Genomic DNA, 15,942 nt, shown 5'->3' on the forward strand with positions numbered 1-15,942 from the left:
CGACACCATTGCCTGCGTCTCCTACTTCGGGTTCCCCGAAAAGATGGAAGTCCAGGCTCCGGCAGCTCGTGAACGGATTGAACGAGAACTCTTGAATCGATAAAATATACCCTTGAATGCGAGGGCGCTCGGATTCTGAAAAAGATACTGTCTAAGAGGTTAAAGACACCTCTGGACAGTATCTTTTTTTGATGCCTGATTTTACCTTGCAGAAAACTGCAAATAGTCCTATTTATCTCGGTCATTTTTATAGAAAACGAGCAAGAATGATAAAGTAATTAGGCCAAAAAATGCCTATACTGTAACCAACAAAGGAAATAAACCTACACTACAAAAAAGGAGAAGATAGACATGAAATTGAGCATGAACCAGGCAACCTGCTTGGAAAAATCAAGTTTGGAAAAAGATTTAGCCTTATGTGAAAAATATGGGTACGATATGATTGAGCCGCGCACCATGGACGGCATCCCCAATTATTTAAAGGATCATACGATTGACGAATTGGCTGAATATTTTCAGACTCATAACGTAAAACCGTTGGCCTTCAATACGCTGTGCTTTTTCAACAACCGGACGCCGGAAGAATACCAAGGCGTGTTGAAGGAACTGCGTCAGATGTGTGAATGGGGACAGAAAATCGGCTGCAAGACCGTCATCACTGTTCCGACTGTCGATTTGAAAAAAGTAACTCGTCAAGAAATTCATGAATCGGCTGTACAGTGTCTGAAGGAAATGGGCAGCATTGCTGCTGAATACGGCATGCGTATTTCGGTTGAATTCATCGGTCACCCGGCTGCTTCCATCAACACTTTTGGAGAAGCCTGGAGCGTCATTCAAGACGTAGACATGGATAACGTCGGCATCACCTTGGACTGCTTCCACTTCCACGGCATGGGCTCGAAATTGGAAGACTTGGCCAAAGCTGACGGCAAAAAGATTTTTATCGTTCATTTAAACGATACAGAAGATTTCCCCATCGGTTCTCTTCTCGATGAAGACCGCGTATGGCCGGGAACGGGATGCATTGATTTAGACGGCATTTTCAAGACCTTGAAAGCCATCGGTTGGCAGGAAGACGTCGTATCGTTAGAATTATTCCGTCCGGAATACTATAAGATGGATCCTGACGATGTTTATCGCATCGGCAAAGAAAAATCTGAAGTTGTTATCAAACGTAATTTTTAATAAAAAGCATAGTTTATAAAATTGGAGGCGCAGTATTATGGTACGAATTGGTGTAATCGGTTGTGGTGGAATTGGTGTAGAACACATTAAGAGAATTACGAATACTCTTTCCGGCGGCGTTGTTGTAGCTGTCAACGATATCAATCAGGAACATGCAGAACAGGTTATTAAAGACCTTGGCTTACAGGCAAAATTTTATGCTGACGGCCATGAATTGGTTCATGCAGACGACGTAGATGCCGTATTGGTTACTTGCTGGGGTCCGGCACATAAAGAATATGTTCTCGATGCTGTAAATGCTGGTAAATATTGCTTCTGTGAAAAACCCTTAGCTACGACGGCTGATGACTGCTTGGAAATTGTTGAAGCTGAAATGAAACAGGGTAAACACTTGGTACAGGTCGGATTCATGCGCCGCTTTGATGCCGGCTACGTCGCTTTGAAAAAAGCTATCGATGCAGGCGAAATCGGAGCTCCGCTCATGCTCCATGCCGCTCATCGCAACCCTGTCGTCGATGACCGCTACTCGACGGATATGGCTATTAACGATACCATGATCCATGAAATCGATGTACTTCATTGGCTTCTCGATGATGAATACGTATCGGCTCAGGTCGTATATCCCCGCAAGACGAAATATGCAGCAGATCACTTGGCCGATCCGCAGATCGTCATGGTAGAAACCAAAAAAGGCGTTCGCATCGACGTAGAAATCTTCGTCAACTGCAAATACGGCTATGATATCAAGTGCGAAGTCGTCGGTGAAGACGGCGTAGCTTATCTGCCGGAACCGGCAACGGTACAGGTCCGTAAAGATGCAGCTCTCCAGCGCCCGATCTTGATGGACTGGAAAGAACGCTTCATCGAAGCTTACGACGTAGAATTACAGGCTTTCCTCGATAATATCAACAGCGGAAGTCCCCTCAACGGCCCGACCTCTTGGGACGGCTATGCTGCAGCTTTGACGGCAGACATCTGCGTAAAAGCACAGCAAAAACCCGGCGAAATTCTTCCCATCCAACTGAAAGAATGCCCGGATTTCTATAAGTAATACCTTTTCATAATACAATAGTACGAAAAGCCCATCTAGCTGACCGACTAGATGGGCTTTTTACATGTGTGCAATGAAAATGAAAGACGGTTTTCAGACACGATAGAATCTGTTTTTTGATGATATGTGCATACTGGTACCAAGATATGACCCTAAAAAGTTAGACCTGCCGCCGCAACAGAAATGTTGTGGTGTTTTTATGCTGTCAACGCCGCGGATATAGGCATCTTTAATAGAATTTGTAAACCGTTTTTCACAAGGTGATCATGTTCTATGAACTTACACCTCCCATGGATTTCCGATAAGCACCCGGGGTGATGGTCTCGTGCTGCTTGAACAAATTGATGAAGTGACTTGTATTGACATAGCCGACCGCCTCGGCAATAGCCGTAATTGTATCGTTTGTATTTTGCAGCATGTATTTCGCTTGCTGGATTCGAACTGCAATCATGTACTCGCCGGGTGTTGCGCCGTAACTTCGCTTGAATTGGCGTAACAGATGATATTTATTGATGTGAAAACGGTGTGCAAGCAAATCAAGGCTGATCTCCTCCGCATAATGACTCTTAATATAGCGACACACCTCACGAATGACTGGTGGGATACGGCACATATCATTTTGAAGCTGACTGCAAAGCGTGAACAGTGTCATCAGTTGTACCAAGTCCGTCGAGGCCGTGATGTCCTGCAGCAGCGTGTTTTCACCGTGTTCGTACAGATGGAGCATCCGCGTCATGATTTCGGCTGCGTCTGTTGTATGCGCAGAAAGCTGTATGACGGGAGAGTCATTGTTTGCCTGGTTAAAGAGAGAATAATAGTCATCGCTGGAGCCGCCGCGGAAATGATACCAGAGAATATGCCAGTGTGTGTGTTCTTTTGACGTTCGATAAAACTGATATTCTCGGCAATCAATCCAGAAGGCGGTATCTTTTGTCAAGGTATATTTTTTACCACGATAGGATAGGATTCCTGCACCATCCAGTGTGTAAACAATCAGGTACATTGGCAAATCTTTTCTCTCTGTGCAGTAACGGGAACCGGCATCATAAGCCCCTAATTCCAAAACATGGGGGAGCACATGTCGTACTTCCGGTGCGATGACCGGATAAAGCCGGCTTTGTACCATCGTTCCCTCCATAACCGTCTTTTCTTCGTAGATCATACTGCAGCGGTTTGGAAACTGGTTGTCATCCTTCATTGTGTCTCCCTCCTTTTGACAATAGTCAATATTCTGCAATCAAACGGCAACATCCTCTGATGACGTTATGCGGTGTTGCTAATATAATTATAGCAAAGAACGGACATAAATACAGTCCATCTAAAAAATTCATACAGGTTTTTTAACTTGCAAAGGAGAGATTGATATGAAAAAGATAATTCGTGTAGGATTGATTGGTGCCGGTTTCATCGGACGCAGTCATGCAACCGCTTATGTTAATCAGTGCCAGTTTGAATCGGACGTCAAGGTGGATTTACGGGTCGTCTGTGATCCCGTTGAAGCGGCAGCGAAAGCGCTGGCAGATAGCCATGGTTTTTCTCGATACACGACCGATTGGAAAGAGGTTGTTGCGGCAGATGATGTGGATCTCGTATGCATTTGCACTCCTAATAACATGCATTGTGAAATTGCTAAGGAGGCCGCGCGTCATGGTAAGCATATTAATTGTGAAAAACCGCTCGGCATGGACGGAAATCAGTCCGAGGACGCAGCTCGTGTCATCAAGGAATGCGGCGTTGTCGCTGCTTGTGGCTTTAATACGATGAAAACGCCTGTCATTGCCTATGCTAAACAGGTTATTGACTCGGGCCGCCTGGGCCAACTCGTTTCTTTCCGTGGTTCATATGATACCGATGGACTTGCAACTCCGGATGCACCGCACGCATGGCGTATGCTGGCCGTCAATTCCAAGTTGGGTTCGATGGGGGATCTGGCTGCACATGTACTGTCTATTTCGCAGTATTTGTTGGGTGATATTACGGCTGTATCCGGAATGACGAGAATCGTTTACGACAAGCGTAAAAATGCAAAAGGTGAGTATCTGCCGGTAGAAAATGATGATGTCGCGCAATTTCTTTGCACTTATGAGAATGGCGGTATCGGTTATATCTCTTCGAATCGCGTCGCACCGGGCTGTAAACAGGCAGAGGTGTTCGAAGCACAATTTACAAAAGGTACTATTCGCTGGTCACTGGAACGTATGAACGAAATCAATATCTATTATACCGATGATGCGGCAGGAGACCAGGGCTTCAAAAATATTATTTCTGCACCGGAACACGGCGAATACGGCAAGTTCTGGGCTGGACCGGGCATCGGCATTGGCTACGAGGATCTCAAGACAATTGAAGAGCATCACCTGTTGGAAAATATTGTAAATGGTACGAAGCCGGTTGCTGATTTTGTCTTTGCTGCAAAGATTGACCGCGTCATGGAAGCCGTGTTGGAATCGGCGCAGAACGGTCAGTGGACCAAGGTAAAAGCTGTCAATGTATAATAAAAAAACGAAAAGGAAGCTCTATTGGAAGAGAGGAGAATCATCATGCGACTTTGCTTAAATACAGATGGATTGGCAAATCTTTCCTTTGAGGAAATGGTACAGACTTCCGCGCAAATCGGTATCGAGTCATTAGAAATTGCCTGCGGTAACTGGTCAAACGCACCGCATCTCAACTTGGATGAACTGCTGGAAAGCGAATTGGCTCGTATAAAATACATGGATACAATTCATAAGAATGGCCTTGTCCTTGAAGCGCTGAACTGCTCAGGAAACCAGTTGGAGCCTAATGAGACAGGCCACCAGCATCAGGAGGTTGTCGAAAAAACGTTCCGACTGGCAAAATTGCTAGGGGTTAAGCGCATTGTCATGATGTCGGGATTACCGGGCGGCAATGCAACTGATACAACGGCAAACTGGATTACGACCTGCTGGCCTATGAGTTGTCAGACTATGCTTGACTATCAGTGGAATGAAGTCCTCATCCCTTATTGGAAAAAGACTGCTGAGATGGCCAAGGACTGTGGGATTACTTCTATTGCACTTGAAAACCATGGCGCTCAGTGTGTTTATAATGCTGAAACCTTACTGAAACTGCGAGCAGCAGTCGGCCCTATGGTCGGCATGAATCTCGATCCGTCCCATCACATGTGGATGGGGGGAGATGGCATCGATATGGCAATGGCACTAGGAGGAGATGCCATTTACCATGTTCATGCTAAGGACCTGCGTAAAGAAAAACATAAATTTGCTGCAAATGGTGGCTTAGAAACAAAATTCTTTGACCGTTACAATGAGCGGACATGGAACTATGTTGCGCTTGGCTATGGAGAAGATCGCCGCTGGTGGAAAGAATTCTTCTCCGTACTCAGTATGATGGGCTATGATGGACCGGTTTCTTTGGAAATCGAGGATAAGACCATGCCTGCGCTGACGGCAATTAAGAAATCGATTAACTTCCTGCATGATGTTTTGCCGAACGATTACGACTGATTTAACGCTTCTCTGATGTATATCCGTTTGGGTGGATGATGCAGTGTCACCACTCAAACGGATATTGACATTTTTATGAAAGGTGATTTCTATGGGTAATTTAGTGCAATCCAGTCCGCCGCCCGCAGTAGCCGGTGAAGAGCGGCTCTCGTGGTTCACACGAATCTCTTATGGCGTTGGCGATACGGCAATGAATGTCGTAGCGGGTGCCATGACGATACTGACATTTTTCTATACGGATTATGCAGGTGTCGACCCTGCTACTATCGGCCTCATCATTCTGATTTCGCGTGTCTTCGATGGAGTGTCTGACCTTATCATGGGGGTTCTTGTCGAGCGCACACATTCAAAATGGGGGAAATCGCGTCCCTGGATACTCTGGACGAGTATTCCCTTCTGTGTTTCCATTGTTCTGCTGTACACTGTACCACAAGGGTCAGTGTTGATGAAGGCTGTCTATATCTTCATTACGTACAACTTCTGTAATACTATTTGCTACACTGCATTGAATCTCCCTTACGGGAGTCTGTCCGCGATGATGACACGCAGTTCTCGGGAGAGGGATATGCTCTCTGTTACGCGCATGGCATTGTCACCGATTGGCAAGCTCATTTCTATTTCTGCTACATTGCCGCTCATCAAAGTGTTTGGGGACAATCAGCAGGCATGGGTTATCGTCATGAGTATATGGGCGGTATTTGCACTGCTCCTTCTCCTCTTATGTTTTTACAAGTGCGAAGAAAAGGTTGTCATCGAGGCGCGAGAAAATGCTGACAAGCTGCCTATCGGAAGGGCAATCAAATGCCTGCTTTTGAACAAGTATTTCTGGATGACTATGGTCATTTGGGCAATGCAGTGCGTCATTCAGATGGTAACGGGAACAATCCTTCCCTATTACTGCAAGTATATTTTCTTTGATGACTCATTGTTTAGCGGTCTCATGATTTTGGAAACGGTTACGACCATTTTTTGTACTGTAACCATATGCCCAAGACTGCTGAAGAAACTTGGCAAACGCAAGATGTCGCTCATAGGTGTCATCGTCGCGCTCGTCGGACATCTTATTTACTGCCTGAATCCTATGAATTTTTATTGGGTAGTGTTCAGCTGCTTTATTCGCGGTGTCGGATTCGCGCCGCTCAATTCGGTAATCTTTGGCTTTCTGGGTGATGTCGTGGAATACGGACAGTGGAAATTCCACATCCGGACGGAGGGACTTATTTTTTCCGGCGGATCGATTGGTTACAAGGTGGGACTTGGCCTTACCGGTGCCCTGATTACGATGCTGATGTCCTGGTCGGGATATGTTGTCTCATCGACGGGCAGTGCTGTCCAGCCACAGTCGGCCATTGATATGATTGTGAATATTTATATGTATGGCATGATTATTATCTGGGTTATTTTGTTAGGAGTCCTGGCAGTCTATAAATTGGATAAGGAGTACCCGAGAATTATGCGGGATCTTGTCGAACGCGAGGCACGGGGCGAGATGTAAGCAAGAACCGAGAACCTGTCTTTCCAATCATGGAAAGACAGGTTCGATGAGGAATAGTACCATTGCCAGTATAATAAAAGAAAATGGTACAAAGCGTGCAAATCTTGCATGTCATGAATATAAGGTGAAGTGATATGATTATGAGACGTGTTTTTTAGTAATTCATAGCTCCTTTGTATAGATAAAGAGCATGGAAATATGACGACTTAAAATGGAGACGATGGGGCCGGGCCGGCGATGCTGCTGCAGGCAATAGGCCCCATTATAGGGGCTTTTTTTATGGTTCTGATGTTTGCTGCTTCAGTTCGACGCATCGTAAGGTCCAAGGCCGATATTCTATATCTATGCAGAAGGACGGGCCTATGAAGAAGCGACATGAGAAAGAAAAAGGACTTGACAGTAGAATGGATTTCGACAGACTGACAGAATTTCATAATATAGCCTAATGCTTTTTTCCTTTATCCAGTGCAAGAAAATTATTGCCATTGAGGCTCAGGAAAAAAGATGAAGTTAAAATTTCGACTATGGAGTCCTTAAAATATATTGATTTAACGACTGTTTCTGGTAAGTCATAATCCTTTTGATAATGCAAAATGTTATTTATGGCATGGCTGAGACGAGTACATTCTTATTATTGTAAATATGTATTTCACAACAATACCGTTTATAGTGTATTATATTTAGTAGAAGCAGTAATCGCTATTGTTTTTAGCCCGATGTTATTATGACGCTTTGGGAAGCGCAACAGGTCCTTAGTCGGCGTCTTGCTTTGTCGGCCATCTCATTTTCTTGCTGAATCCGTTGAACTTTAATTGGGGTGTCTTTCGCTGTGTTATCTGCTGCTCCCATACAATCGGTTATCTTCTTGATCGTGGTGACGTCCTGATACGTTCCGTGAAAATTCCATATGCATTAAGATGACCTGATTTTCTAGGGCAGTTCTATCGGTACGAAAGTATCTCTGGCCTTACCATGCCATTTTGATGGGCGGATATATCCTGTTGACGAATGGCAGGGGACAGCCGGAAAGGGCTGCTTCGATGGTTTTGACGGTGATGAGTGATGGTACAACGCAGAGCAAAGGGCGAATTATGAGCAGGCTTTTCTATAGGAGGTGTATTGCATGAAAGAAAAAACCTTAATCACGATTACCCGGCAATACGGCAGCGGTGGCAAAGAAGTAGCGGAGCTCATTGCCAAAAAATTGGGTATTCGCTTCTATGACCGAAACATTGTATCCATGGCAGCGGAACATGTCTATGATGGCGAGGATATCAATGATTTGTTGGACCGTTCTTACAATAATCCGGAAAATTGCTTGGGGAATCTCGGCGATTTTGCTTATGAACGGGTTCCGACCCACAATCGGATGTATATTGAACAGGCCAAGGTACTGCTGAAAATCGCGGAACGGGAAAGTGCTGTCATCTTAGGCCGCTGCGCCGACTACATCCTTCGGGATCAGCCGCATATCTATTCTTTCTTTATCTATGCTGATGACGAATTCCGTCTCGAACGGGCTAAGACCCATTACGGCGAACGGTCGTTAAAGGAACTGGATGAAGAAGACAAGGGTCGTAAACGCTACTATGCCTATTATACGGGCCAAGAGTGGGGAAATCCGAAGAACTATGATTTGATGATTAATGTCAGCCACCTTCCTTTGGAAAAGGCCGCCGATATGATTATCAAATACGTTGAGCTGCAGCAGGAAAAAGAAGGATAAAAACGGCGTCTATCGCCGGATACTCCCTTTGGGCAGACATGAGAAATGAAATCTCATGCTGCTTGAAAGGGAGTATTTTTTTGCATAAAACAAGGGCGGAATCCTGATAATGAACACGAAAAAAGGATGACTATGGAAGCTATAGAATAAAGTAACAGGGTCAATCCGGACAAAGACTTCTGAAGACTTCGTGACGACTGGGAAGCGGTACGGAGACATCTTGGCAGAATATTTTCTTGCAGATGAGGTATAGCTGTAGCTGCTAACGAAAAAAGTCTGACGGATGATGTCGTCTTTAAATATGGCCTTGGGAATGACGATTAAAAAATCTACTTGAACGAAAAAAAACTGCCAACGGGAACCGATGGCAGAAACAATAACGATGTATGGTTTTTGATCTCCTGACGGCCTGCCGTTCACTGGAGGGCAAGACGATTTCCTTTTTCTGTATTTGTCCTCAAAAATCGAGATGACGGAAATCGGTAGGCGTCATGTGATTGACGTTCTTGAAGGCTCGGGCGAAGTGGGAGGCGCTGTTGAAGCCGCACTTTTCGGCGATGACCTCGATGGAGTCCGATGTGGTCTGCAGCAAATGCTTGGATTGGAGCAGGCGGTACTGCAGGAGGTATTCGTGGGGCGTACAGCCAAGGTGTTTCTTGAAGGTCCGGATGAAGTGGGATGAGCTCAGCATGCAGAGATTGGCCAGGCTATCGAGTTCTATGGACTCTGCGTAATGTTCTTGGATGTACTGCAGGACCGGGGTCAGTATTTCGTTGACTGGCTGGGAATGGTCTTCCAGATTGGCGAGCGTCATGAGAATGCGGTCGATGCGGTGCGACAGTACGGTTTCCCGCTGGAGCGTATAATGTCCCATGGACAGGACTCTTTTGAAAGTCGGCTCGAGGAGGGGAACATTCTCGCCGGTGAAGAGCAGTCCATTCTTCTCGAAGAGATAGCCCGTATAAGCAATGCTTTCGGCTCCGCGGAAGTGAAACCAGAGAAAGTCGCCGGTTTCTTGACAGCCGTAAGAATGAGCATAGCGGCAGTCGAGGAGCAAAATCTCTCCGGCATGTGCGACGGCTTTTTGCTCGCGGCTTTCGGCGTAGAAAGCGCCGCTCTTTACGAACATCAAGAGCGATGAGTCAAGATGGAGCCGTTCGACATGATATTTATCCTGACAATAAAAATGTCCGAACTCCGGTGTGTAATAAAGTGCCTGCCGGGCAAAGCTTGAAGGAATCGAGAAGCCCATGAAGGACGGCGGCACAACGCCTTTATCGCGTATTTCCATAATAAGCACCTCGTATCATATGAAGTAGATTCGTGAAGTTTCTTCCATTTTAATCCTAAGTTATACAAAAATCAATAGAGCAATTTTTGTATAGATTGTGAGAATTGTATGTAATGATTTCCTTCTGGCATGAGGCTATAATGTAGTCAACGTAAGGAGCTAAACCAAATACAAAAGCCCCAAGCAATTATAGTTATACATATTAAGGAGGAGTAAAAAATGAAAGAAATTCATATTGGCCTCGTTGGCGCAGGTTGGATGGGTAAGGCACACAGCACGGCAATGCTTAATGAACAGATGCTTTTTGGACCGGACTTCGGTGTACCTGTCTTTGAAATGGTAGCAGACAGCAATGAAGAAAGTGCTAAGGTTGCGCAGCATAAAATCGGTTTCCGCCGCATGACGACGGACTGGCACGATCTGGTAACGGATCCCGCCATTGACCTCGTCGATATCGCAACGCCGAATGCCTTCCATTATGAAGTCGCTAAAGCTGCCCTTGAAAACGGCAAGAATGTTTACTGTGAAAAACCGTTGTCCATTTCTCCGGCAGAATCGGAAGAATTGTCTAAATTGGCTGCTGAAAAAGGCGTCATCAACTACGTCGGCTTCAATAATACATGCAATCCGGCAAATGCCTATGTTCGTGAACTCGTACAGAGCGGTGCTCTCGGCGATATCATGCTCTTCATCGGCCGCTATGATCAGGACCAGCTGCTCGACCCGGAACTGCCGATTACCTGGCGTCACATCAACAAACTGGCTGGCTGCGGTGCTCTCGGCGATCTTGGCTCGCATCTCTTGTCTGTTTCTCAGTTCATCATGGGCGACATCACGAAAGTCGATGCCATGAAACGTACGATTTTCCCGGAACGTCCGAAATCCAAAGGTTCGAAGGAAATGGCCAAGGTTGAAAATGAAGATATCATCTCCTTCATGATGGAATACGCCAATGGCGCTTCCGGCATGATTTCCTCGAGTCGTGTCGCTACGGGCCGCAAGAACTATCTTGCTTATGAAATTCAGGGCACGAAGGGCACGGTCAAATATGATCTCGAACGCATGGGAGAAGTACAGGTCTACTTCCAGTCCGATGATGAACGGGACCGCGGCTTCCGTCAGGTATTCCTGAACCCGCTTCACAAAGGCTATTCGGCTTTCCAGCCAGCCGGCGGCATTTCCATTGCCTACAATGACATGAAGATTCTTGAAGCACATGAACTCTTCTCGGCCATCACCAAAGGCACAGAATACGCCTGCAACTTTGAATTCGGCTATAAGATTGACCGCACGGTCAAAGCAATCCTTGAATCGGCTGACAAACATGCATGGGTTGACGTAAAGTAAGGAGGTAAAGAAAAATGGCAATTCAAGTTGGTATTGCTCCGGATTCCTGGGGCGTATGGTTTCCCGAACATGAAAAACAGCCGTCATGGGACCGCTGCCTTAATGAAATGGCAGAAGCCGGTTATGCCGGTGTAGAACTTGGCCCGTGGGGGTATTTCCCTAACACGGCACCTGAACTCAAACAGGAGCTCGATAAACGTAATCTCATTCTCGTAGCCGGCACGGTCGGCGGCAATTTTCTCGATGAAGCTTCCGTACAGGACATGATGAAGACCGTCGATGAAATGGCTCCGGTACTCAAGAATTTTGCTCAGGCAAAGTACATCGTACTGCTGCCGCCGATGTATACGGATCTCGAAACCGGTGAGATCGCCATGAACCCGGATCTCACGGATGAAGAATGGAAACGCTATGCAGGCAACGTTCAGCGCGTGGCTGACCATGTAGCAAGTTACGGCCTCATCGGCACTTTCCATCCCCATGTCGATTCTCATATCCAGACCGAAGCTCAGATTGAACGTCTGCTGCAGGATACGGATGTCGTGCTCTGCCTCGATACCGGTCATCACGTCTATGGCGGCGGTGAACCCGTTTCCTTCTACAAGAAGCACGCCGACCGCATTCCCTACATCCATATCAAGGACTGCGACTTGGACGTCAAGGCCAAGATGGATAAAGAACATTGGTCCTTTGCCAAGGCCGTAACGGAAAATATCATGGTTGAACCCGGCAATGGCAGCATTGATTTCAAAAAATTCTACGATGCTTTGGTAGAAAAGGACTACAACGGTTGGTGCGTCGTCGAACAGGACCTTTTCCCGGTAAAATCTTTTGATATTCCGCTCAAGCTGGCTAAAAAAGGCCGCGAAAACTTGCGTGCTGCCGGCTTCCGCTAATAGTAACCCCCTTTTATTCCCCATACCCATAAATGAATCCCGTAATGGCGGGAAAGCCTTCCCAAATTCGCGGAAGGCTTTCTTTTTCGGCAAAATTCGGTGAATTCATCAAAATATAACCTGATTATTCACAGATAGGTATTAAAGGAGGAATTTCAATGACAGGACAAACAGGACAAACAGGGCAAGCCGGACCTGCCGCCCCGGCGGTGCAGCATTATTCAGACACCTTATCTTGGTTTACCCGCATCTCGTATGCCCTTGGCGACACAGCACAGAATGTTGTCTGGGGTGCGATGAGTATCTTGACGTTTTTTTACACCGATTATGCCGGTGTCGATCCGGCCCTTGTCGGCATGATTATGCTGATTTCACGCTGCTTTGATGGCTTTTCGGACGTCTGCATGGGCTTTATCGTTGAACGTACTCGTTCGAAATGGGGCAAGGCACGGCCTTGGATTCTCTGGATGAGCCTGCCCTTTGCGCTTTCTATCGTACTGCTGTATATGGTACCGCAAGGCTCGACGGCCCTGCAGTTTGCATATATCTTCGTGACTTATAATTTTTGTACGACGATTTGCTATACGGCTATGAATCTGCCCTATGGCAGCCTTTCTGCCTTGATGACGCACCTTTCTAAAGAACGTGACATGCTTTCTATTACGCGTATGACGCTGTCCCCGCTGGGAAAGATCCTCGCCGTATCCGCGACCTTGCCGCTGATCAAGCTCTTTGGTGACACGCAGATGGCCTGGATTGAAGTCATGAGTATCTGGGCTGTCGTAGCGCTGCTGCTCTTGCTGCTGTGCTTCTATAAATGTGAGGAAAAGGTTAAACCTTCACTTAAGAAAAAGGTGGAGAAGATATCGGCGAAAGTTACTTTAAAGTCTCTCGGCCTCAACAAATACTTCTGGATGGCCACGGGACTCTGGACGATGCAGGCCTGCATCGCACTGCTTACCGGTACGGTCCTTCCGTATTACTGCAAATACATTTTCTTCGATAATTCACTTTACAGCATTTTGTTCCTCGTTGAAACGTTTACGACGATTATTGCGACGATGTTGTTCTGCCCGACGCTCCTGCGCAAGTTTGGCAAGCGCAATATGTCACTGTACGGCATCATTCTGGCTTTTCTCGGTCATCTCGTATATCTGCTGAGTCCCTACAGCTTCGACATGGTCATGTTCAGCTGCTTCATCCGCGGACTTTGCTTCGCTCCGCTGAATTCCGTTATTTTTGGTTTCTTTGGCGATGTCGTTGACTATAGCGAGTGGAAATTCCATATCCGCCAAGAAGGCATGATTTTCTCGGGCGGTTCTGTTGGCAATAAAATTGGCGGCGGCCTTGTCAGCGCCCTGCTCACCGGTCTTTTATCGTATGCCGGTTATGTTTCTTCGGCGACGGCTTCGGCTACCCAGCCGCAGAGTGCCATTGATATGATTGTGAGTCTCTACCAAATTGGACCCCTTATCATCTGGGCCATCGTCATCTTCATCCTTTACTGCTACAGACTGGATCAGCTATATCCGCGCATTGTGAACGATCTCGTAGACAGAGCTCAAAAAGGCGAAGCTTAATAGGTATACTTTCGGCAAGACCGTTGCTCTGACGGCGCGGTCTTGTTGCTTTTATGCTATTTTTCCGCAAGATAGTCACTGTTTTTTTGATATGATTGTGGTAAGATAAAGAGTATATTGAGTAAGTCGATTTTTTGTGGAAAGAGGGGATTCCCTTGGTTAAGGCTCTGCTGATGATTTATCTGGTCTGGGGCATGAATTGGGTCGTCATGAAGACAGCCAATACGTTTTTTCCGCCCATTACCTTTGTAGCCTATCGTTTTTTGTTCGGTGCCATTGTTTTGCTGGCGGTTTGGCGCTGGCTGGGTCTGCCGCTGCCCAAGAAAAAATATTGGCCGTGGATTTTTCTCACCGGCGTCCTGCAGATGGGACTTAATAATATTGCGGCTCAGACGAGTATGGTGACGCTCGGCGCAGGTATGGTCTCGGTGCTCAACTACAGCATGCCTATTTTTGCGGCGGTCATGGCACACTTCCTGCTCGGTGAGAAATTGACGTGGCGCAAGGGGGCCGGCATCATTCTTTCGCTTGCAGGCATGGTCGTCCTCATGGACATACAGGCCGGCGGCGACGTTACGGCTATTTTGATCGGCCTTTTGAGTGCGGTATTTTGGGGGCTGGCAAGCATCTTCGTCAAGCTCAAGCTTTCTGATGTCAACGCTATTTCCCTGACGGCCTGGCAGATGGTCTGTGCGGCCGTGACGCTGTTCATCTATACGACGCTTGTGCCCCAGGGACCGGTCATCTGGAACCAAGCATCCATCCTCTGTCTGCTCTATAACGGCGTGCTCGCCTCAGCCCTGGCCTTTTTCCTCTGGAGCTGGATCCTGCAGCATATTGAGGTCAGCAAAGCGTCAGTTGCCGTGCTGGCCGTGCCTGTCGTCGGCGTCGTCGGCGGCATCATCTTCCTCGACGAGCCCATGACGCTGCATATCCTCTTGGGGATGGTCATGATCATGGCGGGCATTTACACCGTCGTCACGGCTCGGGCGAAAGTCAGAACGGTAGAAAAAAGGCTGTCCGGCAGTCATTCTGGTGAATAAAGACGGGTTGATCTTGTTTTGACGCGAAATCGCCGAGCCAACCTGTATCTTTTGAAGACGGGTTTTCTGATTTATTTCTTTATAAATTTGCTGGGAGCTCGTGAAGCAAAAGGCGAACTCTAAGATTGATTGTCAGATACAGCCGGCTCGATTCTTCGGAAGGGGCCGGCTGCATTAAAATTTAGAAGGAAGAGGGTATGTATTATGGAAAAAAACACGCTTGTCACGATTACGCGCCAATACGGAAGCGGCGGCCGGGAAGTCGCTGACCTCGTCGCCAAGAAAATGGGCGTGCGCCGCTATGACCGCAAGGTCGTCGCCATGGCTGCACAGAATATCGGCGAAGAGAACGATTTCCACGATCTCATCGAGCGTTCGTACAATGCTCCGGAGAACTGCATGGGCAACCTCGGCGATTACGCCTACGTCCGTGTGCCGATGCACAACCGCATGTATATCGAACAGGCAAAAGTCATCCTGGGTATTGCCAAAGAAGGCAGCGCCGTATTCCTCGGCCGCTGCGCAGACTACATCCTCAAGGATCATCCGAATGAATTCTCGTTCTTCATCTACGCTGATGATGAATTCCGTAAGAATCGCGCCCAGACCCATTATGCCGATCATACGATCGAAGACCTCGACGCAGAGGACAAGCATCGTGAGAAGTACTATATGTACTATACGGGCCGTACCTGGGGCGATCCGCAGAACTACGACCTCATGATCAACACCAGCAAGATTTCCCTTGAAGCTGCGGCAGACCTCATCATCTCCTATATCGAGCTTCGCCAGAATGAGGCTTCCGAAAAAAAGGATTAATAGAAAAAGAGTACACCGTCC

At 47.0% G+C, this 15,942-nt stretch carries 13 protein-coding genes and 1 pseudogene; 12 read left to right on the forward strand and 2 right to left on the reverse strand.

The genetic code is table 11. The features are described from left to right. The 3 genes and pseudogenes from QZQ46_RS10595 to QZQ46_RS08005 all read left to right on the forward strand — a co-directional run. Positions 1–103: pseudogene (locus tag QZQ46_RS10595) on the forward strand (sugar phosphate isomerase/epimerase); the annotation flags it as partial. A 248-nt stretch (positions 104–351) separates the two neighbouring features. Beyond that, positions 352–1,185 (forward strand): sugar phosphate isomerase/epimerase, encoded by an 834-nt coding sequence (locus QZQ46_RS08000; protein WP_296828666.1) that lies wholly within the window; start codon positions 352–354, stop codon positions 1,183–1,185. 37 nt (positions 1,186–1,222) lie between these two features. Next, the gene (locus QZQ46_RS08005) at positions 1,223–2,236 is read left to right on the forward strand and encodes a Gfo/Idh/MocA family protein (RefSeq protein WP_296828668.1); all 1,014 of its coding nucleotides are present in this window, start codon (positions 1,223–1,225) and stop codon (positions 2,234–2,236) included. A gap of 271 nt (positions 2,237–2,507) precedes the next feature. Here QZQ46_RS08005 and QZQ46_RS08010 read toward each other — a convergent pair whose 3' ends face one another. Beyond that, on the reverse strand, positions 2,508–3,434 hold the full coding sequence (locus QZQ46_RS08010) for an AraC family transcriptional regulator (RefSeq protein ID WP_296828670.1): 927 nt from the start codon (positions 3,432–3,434) through the stop codon (positions 2,508–2,510). A gap of 166 nt (positions 3,435–3,600) precedes the next feature. On the opposite strand from QZQ46_RS08010, the gene QZQ46_RS08015 reads away from it, so the two are divergent. The 4 genes from QZQ46_RS08015 (at position 3,601) to QZQ46_RS08030 (ending at position 8,945) form a co-directional block, all read left to right on the forward strand. Then, positions 3,601–4,731 (forward strand): Gfo/Idh/MocA family protein, encoded by a 1,131-nt coding sequence (locus tag QZQ46_RS08015; RefSeq protein WP_296828672.1) that lies wholly within the window; start codon positions 3,601–3,603, stop codon positions 4,729–4,731. Between the two features lie 45 nt (positions 4,732–4,776). After that, positions 4,777–5,724 (forward strand): sugar phosphate isomerase/epimerase, encoded by a 948-nt coding sequence (locus tag QZQ46_RS08020; RefSeq protein WP_296828674.1) that lies wholly within the window; start codon positions 4,777–4,779, stop codon positions 5,722–5,724. Between the two features lie 91 nt (positions 5,725–5,815). After that, positions 5,816–7,219 (forward strand): MFS transporter, encoded by a 1,404-nt coding sequence (locus tag QZQ46_RS08025; protein ID WP_296828677.1) that lies wholly within the window; start codon positions 5,816–5,818, stop codon positions 7,217–7,219. A gap of 1,123 nt (positions 7,220–8,342) precedes the next feature. Continuing rightward, positions 8,343–8,945, forward strand: coding sequence for an AAA family ATPase (locus QZQ46_RS08030; RefSeq protein WP_296828679.1), 603 nt, complete (start codon positions 8,343–8,345; stop codon positions 8,943–8,945). A gap of 457 nt (positions 8,946–9,402) precedes the next feature. Here the strand turns inward: QZQ46_RS08030 and QZQ46_RS08035 are convergent, their stop codons facing one another. Then, positions 9,403–10,236 carry an AraC family transcriptional regulator gene (locus QZQ46_RS08035; RefSeq protein ID WP_296828680.1) on the reverse strand — a complete coding sequence of 278 codons (834 nt, stop codon included), beginning with the start codon at positions 10,234–10,236 and terminating at the stop codon, positions 9,403–9,405. Positions 10,237–10,455: 219 nt separating this feature from the next. Between QZQ46_RS08035 and QZQ46_RS08040 the strand changes: the two genes are divergently transcribed. The 5 genes from QZQ46_RS08040 to QZQ46_RS08060 all read left to right on the forward strand — a co-directional run bounded on the left by QZQ46_RS08040 (position 10,456) and on the right by QZQ46_RS08060 (position 15,921). Next, entirely contained in the window at positions 10,456–11,583 is a 1,128-nt protein-coding gene (locus QZQ46_RS08040; protein ID WP_296828683.1) for a Gfo/Idh/MocA family protein, read from the forward strand. Positions 11,584–11,597: 14 nt separating this feature from the next. Next, the gene (locus QZQ46_RS08045) at positions 11,598–12,479 is read left to right on the forward strand and encodes a TIM barrel protein (protein ID WP_296828685.1); all 882 of its coding nucleotides are present in this window, start codon (positions 11,598–11,600) and stop codon (positions 12,477–12,479) included. 158 nt (positions 12,480–12,637) lie between these two features. Continuing rightward, on the forward strand, positions 12,638–14,059 hold the full coding sequence (locus QZQ46_RS08050; RefSeq protein ID WP_296828687.1) for an MFS transporter: 1,422 nt from the start codon (positions 12,638–12,640) through the stop codon (positions 14,057–14,059). Between the two features lie 155 nt (positions 14,060–14,214). Continuing rightward, the gene (locus tag QZQ46_RS08055) at positions 14,215–15,102 is read left to right on the forward strand and encodes a DMT family transporter (protein WP_296828690.1); all 888 of its coding nucleotides are present in this window, start codon (positions 14,215–14,217) and stop codon (positions 15,100–15,102) included. A gap of 204 nt (positions 15,103–15,306) precedes the next feature. Continuing rightward, entirely contained in the window at positions 15,307–15,921 is a 615-nt protein-coding gene (locus QZQ46_RS08060; protein WP_296828692.1) for an AAA family ATPase, read from the forward strand. The last annotated feature ends 21 nt before the right edge of the window (positions 15,922–15,942 follow it).

Origin of the sequence: uncultured Megasphaera sp. (genome assembly GCF_900539295.1) — a bacterium.
Classification (GTDB): domain Bacteria; phylum Bacillota; class Negativicutes; order Veillonellales; family Megasphaeraceae; genus Megasphaera.